We start from the raw sequence: 1363 nt of genomic DNA, 5'->3' as shown, positions 1-1363 counted from the left end.
AGGACCGCGGCCGCGAGGGAAGAGGGGTGACCCGACTGATGTGGGGTAGAAAGCCCCGCCATTCGTCCTCCTTGACGCTTGGGCTGAGCTCAAGATGTGGACGGATTGTAGGTACCACCGGGTGATCTAAACAGGGGACGGTAAACGGAATTGGCCTGCATGCACCTACTGCGAACACGAAAGAAGTAATGCCCTAGAAGCATTGACACCCGGTCGGGTGCTTGATCGAATTATCTGGGTTATTGATCGTGAATTCCTTCACGAATTCGGCGAGCATACGAAAATGCGACAGGGGCCCTGCTCGGCAGGGCCCCTGTCGGGATCGCTCGGCGGGCCGGGACCAGCCCGGCCCGGGCCGGCCACTCAGGCGAGTGCGGCGGCCGGCGGTGCGGTCGGCCAGGTCATACGGATCAGGCCGCCGTCGCGCCCGGTGGTGACCTCCACGTCGTCCACGAGGCCGCTGATGACCGCGAGGCCCATCTCGTCCTCCTCGACGTCCGCGTCGCCGTCCTGAGCGCCGCCCGGCGTGTCACCGCCCGGAGCGGCATGCGGAGCCTCGTCGCCGACCTCGATGGAGAACTGTTTCTCCTCTTCGATCAGCGCGACCTTCACCGGTGCCGTGACGCCGCTGTTGCGGTGCAGTCCGACGGCCCGGGAGCAGGCCTCACCCACGGCGAGCCGCACCTCGTCCAGGACGGCCTCGTCCACTCCGGCCCTGCGCGCCACCGCTGCCGCCACCAGCCGGGCGGTCCGGACGTGCTCGGGCAGCGCGCTGAAGCGGAGTTCGACGGTGGCCATGCATCCCCCTCGCGACTACGGGCGTGCGGTCGGGGGCGGGGCCGCCGGGCGCCCGCACCCCTGGTGTGCTTCTGTACCCCGGCGCGCCTGGTACGCATTCTCTGCGTCACGCGGTCCGGGGCGGGACCGGCCGGAATGGGACCGGCCGACGCCCGGCCCCCGCAGGAGCCCGACGCCGGCGAACGGTCCGCATCGGTCGACGACCGACCAGCCGACCACCGGCCGGCCGATGACCGACCAGGCGGCAGCCGATCAATCAGTCCATGACCGGCCAGTCAGTGGCCGACCAGTCGACTGACCGGCCAATCGGCGGCCGCTCAGTCGATGACAGGCCAGGCGGTGGCCGATCAGTCGGTGGCCGCCACGGCTTCCTCGACCGAGGTGTGGATCGGGAACACCTTGGTGAGACCGGTGATCCGGAAGATCTTGAGAATGCGCTCCTGGTTGCAGACCAGGCGCAGGGAGCCCTCATGGGCACGAACGCGCTTCAGGCCGCCGACCAGCACGCCGAGCCCGGTGGAGTCGAGGAAGTCCACGCCCTCCATGTCGACGACGAGGTGGAAAT

Annotated in this window: 1 protein-coding gene and 1 pseudogene; both read right to left on the bottom strand. The window is 68.7% G+C overall.

Annotated elements, in window-relative coordinates:
• Positions 1-363: 363 nt before the first annotated feature.
• Positions 364-798: an ATP-binding protein gene (locus IE312_RS15530; RefSeq protein WP_189982145.1), complete on the bottom strand. Its 435-nt coding sequence runs from the start codon at positions 796-798 to the stop codon at positions 364-366.
• Between the two features lie 347 nt (positions 799-1145).
• Positions 1146-1363: pseudogene (bldG, locus tag IE312_RS40260) on the bottom strand (anti-sigma factor antagonist BldG); the annotation flags it as partial.

The organism is Streptomyces capoamus, assembly GCF_014654935.1.
In the GTDB taxonomy this organism is placed as follows: Bacteria; Actinomycetota; Actinomycetes; order Streptomycetales; family Streptomycetaceae; genus Streptomyces; species Streptomyces capoamus.
Note: the sequence above shows the minus strand (reverse complement) of the source record. Positions and strands in the feature narration are given on the sequence as shown.